Source organism: Methylobacterium ajmalii (assembly GCF_016613415.1).
In the GTDB taxonomy this organism is placed as follows: domain Bacteria; phylum Pseudomonadota; class Alphaproteobacteria; order Rhizobiales; family Beijerinckiaceae; genus Methylobacterium; species Methylobacterium ajmalii.
The window spans coordinates 1-2,911 of the sequence record NZ_JACWCT010000171.1 but is presented as its reverse complement, the minus strand read 5'-3'; the positions used below and the strand labels follow the sequence as shown (position 1 = coordinate 2,911).

General features: G+C 67.3%; 3 protein-coding genes. 2 read left to right on the top strand and 1 reads right to left on the bottom strand.

What is annotated here, in order from left to right:
- Positions 1-302: 302 nt before the first annotated feature.
- Positions 303-1,208 (top strand): LysR substrate-binding domain-containing protein, encoded by a 906-nt coding sequence (locus HPY23_RS30220; RefSeq protein WP_175540105.1) that lies wholly within the window; start codon positions 303-305, stop codon positions 1,206-1,208.
- Complete coding sequence (locus HPY23_RS30215; RefSeq protein ID WP_329618774.1) at positions 1,205-1,432, top strand: DUF4113 domain-containing protein; 228 nt, start codon at positions 1,205-1,207, stop codon at positions 1,430-1,432. Before HPY23_RS30220 ends, HPY23_RS30215 begins: the two co-directional genes overlap by 4 nt.
- 40 nt (positions 1,433-1,472) lie before the next feature.
- Here the strand turns inward: HPY23_RS30215 and HPY23_RS30210 are convergent, their stop codons facing one another.
- Complete coding sequence (locus tag HPY23_RS30210) at positions 1,473-2,546, bottom strand: alpha/beta hydrolase family protein (RefSeq protein ID WP_139235097.1); 1,074 nt, start codon at positions 2,544-2,546, stop codon at positions 1,473-1,475.
- Positions 2,547-2,911: the final 365 nt, after the last annotated feature.

The window sequence follows — 2,911 nt, the reverse complement described above, 5'->3', positions numbered from 1 at the left end:
CCCGGAGGTGTTCGTGCCAGCCTTAACCGCTTGGCCGGCTGCGCTCGCCCGACCGGCTCCGCCGGCCAAGCTACCCGTGGTGGAAAGGCCCACGGTTCACTAACATTCCACTCGGGCCACCCCGTGGGGGCTGATCACCCGCCGCTCAACTGCCCCGCAAAATCCTCCGGCACCTCGCCGAACTGGCCGAGGATCGCGACGCTTTCCATCTCGTCGTGGCGTTCGAACGCATCTGGCAACCACCGCGCGAAGTCAGGTACCGTAAGGGTAGCGGCCCCCAGGGTTGAATGGTGGTTCGACCGATGAATATCCGTCAGCTGGAAGCCTTCCGGGCCATGATGCAGGCCGGCACCACCAAGGGAGCAGCCGAACTAATCGGTCTCTCGCAACCGGCGGTCTCGCGCCTCATCGAGGCCTTCGAGTACGCGGTGGACCTTCCCCTCTTCTCTCGCGTCCGGAACCGCCTCACCCCGACACCAGAGGCTGTCCTTCTTTTCGAGGCGGTAGAACGCACCTTCGCATCTGTCGATCGCATCCGCGAGGCCGCCGCCGACATCCGCGCCGCCGACACCGGCAAGCTCTCCCTCGCCGCCTTGCCCGCTCTCGCCTTCGGCATCATGCCGGCCGCGCTCGAGGCCTACCGCGCGCAGCACCCTCGCACGAGCGTCACTCTCGCCGTCCAGACCTCCGCTCGCGTGGAGGAACTTGCCGCGGCGCAGGCCATCGACCTCGGATTTGCGGAACTCCCGCTCACCCGCAACGGCGTCGACGTCGAACCGTTCTGCCAGACACCGCTCGTGCTCGCGGTACCTCCCGCTCACCCGCTGGCAGGTCGCTCCGAGGTCACGCCACAAGATCTAACCGGTGAGCCCCTAATCGCACTGCCGCAGACCAGCCTGTCACGCCAGCGCCTCGACCAGGCCTTCGCTCGCGCCGGCATGACCTGCCGTCCAGCGCTGGAAGCGCAATACTCGGCGCTGGTCGCTTCCCTCATCGCCCGTGGCCTTGGCATCGGACTCCTCGATCCGTTCACGGCCGCGGGCTCGGACGGGCGCGGGCTGATCCACGTCCCGTTCCGGCCGTCTATCCTCTTCGAGGTGGGCGTGCTGCACCCAACGCAGCGGCCCTTGTCCCGCGCGGCCCGAGCTTTCCTGGCCGTGATCCGACGCGAGCGCGCCGCCTTGCTCGATCCAGGTCTGGGAGGTTGATCGCGTCGCTTCGCCCGCTGATCAATGCCCTCAACCAGGAGAAGTCCGGCGCGCTGATGACGGCCATGGACGCCTGCAACAGCCGGTTCGGGCGCGGCGCGGTGGTGCCTGCGCGGGCGGGGCTGATCGAGAAGCGCACTTGGTCGACGAAGTTCGAGATGCGCTCGCCGCGGTTTACGACGCGGTTGAGCGAGGTGCCGACAGTTCGCGCAGCCGCTCAGTGAGATCACCTGGTCCTTGCCGGGTCAACGACGACGCCGAGCCTCAGGCGCGCCGCTTCTTGACCAATCGCCGCGTGTCGACTTGGAACGGCGTCGGCGCTGCGGCCAGGATCGGCTTCCACGTCGCGCTCCAGTCTTCGAGGGGGGCGGGATCGGACCGGTGGACAAGGTCGAGGAAGGCGAGCCCGACCTCGGCGGTGGCCCGCTTAACCAAGGGGTTCAGCGGCCCGCCGTTCCGCAGGGAGCGGTCAGTGAAGACGTTGTGCGGACCGCCCTGGAACACGACTAAGGTCTTCCGGGGGGTTGGGATCGCCGCGTAGATGTCGATGCGGTCCTGAACGGGCGAATAGCGGCCCGTGATGCGGATCGTGTCCTCCGTCGTGGTGACATGGAGCGTGGGGACGTCGACCGAAGCGAGGACCGCCGCGAGGTCGGTCTCGCCGTAGAAGGGCGGCGCCGAGATCACGATGCTCGCCGTGAACCGCGGGTCCCGGAAGCCTAAGGGCTTCCCGTCGCGGATCACCTGGGCGCCGGTGAGGATCAGGGTTGTGTTTGCCCCGAAGGAGTGCCCAGCCGCGACGATGCGCTTTCGGTCGATGGCGGCATGGAAGGGGCTGTCACGCTGCAACAGGCGGTCGAGGCCGAAGCTCACGTCCCGCGTCCGCTCGATAGCCTCGCGCTCGTCCGCTGCGCCGCCGAGGCGGTCGAGGAGCATAAGGGGGTTGCCCTGCCACAGCGTCTCGTCGCTGCCGACGTGCTGGATGTGCAGGCTGGCGACACCGCGTGCCGACCATCCCTCGCCGAGGTAGCTGTAGCCCTTCCGGGAGCCGCCGAGCCCGTGTGAGAAGGCGATCAACGGGACCGGACCATTCCGTGTCGAGACGGCCGGCCAATAGAGCCGGGCCGGCACCACACGGTCGCGGGCCGCGTCGACCCATTCGAAGTCGATGAACCGGGCCTCGTCCGTCGCTGACAGCGCCAGGGCCGACCGGCGTAGGAGCAGGCTTCCGGCACCAGCCGCCAGCACCATGGCGCCGAAGCGACGGCGGTCGAGGCCACGCGATGCTGCTCCGGTAGAGGTGGGCGGCTCGGATGGGGCGGCGTCGAAGATGGCCATGGATATCTCGTGAGAGCCCGGCTGTCGGATCTCATCAGCCAAAATCTTGTGGCTACGGTTTGACGCTCGCGGGCTCGGTCGAATGTGTTCCTGCGCACGGTCACGATCCTAGATCGCGCACCGTTGGTGAAGGTCGGTTCACTGTCGAAGGCCGAGGCTCAGAGCAGCACAGGCGATCAACGCCGCTTCACGAGACCAGCAACGACCGATCGGCTACGACCCCTGCAATGTGTAACCTCTACAGCTCCGCCCGCTCCGTAAGCGCTCGGTGAAGGCCGCCTTGTGGCTGTAGTGCTTTGCTCTGGATACAGGTGCTGGCGCCAGATGGCGCTGTATCGGCCCTGTGTCTGGACCTATGACCAACT

What these genes read in the sequence shown, in the direction of transcription:
- HPY23_RS30220 (WP_175540105.1), top strand. Translation starts at nt 303, where the DNA reads ATGAATATCCGTCAGCTGGAAGCCTTCCGGGCCATGATGCAGGCCGGC.
- HPY23_RS30210 (WP_139235097.1), bottom strand. Translation starts at nt 2,546, where the DNA reads ATGGCCATCTTCGACGCCGCCCCATCCGAGCCGCCCACCTCTACCGGA.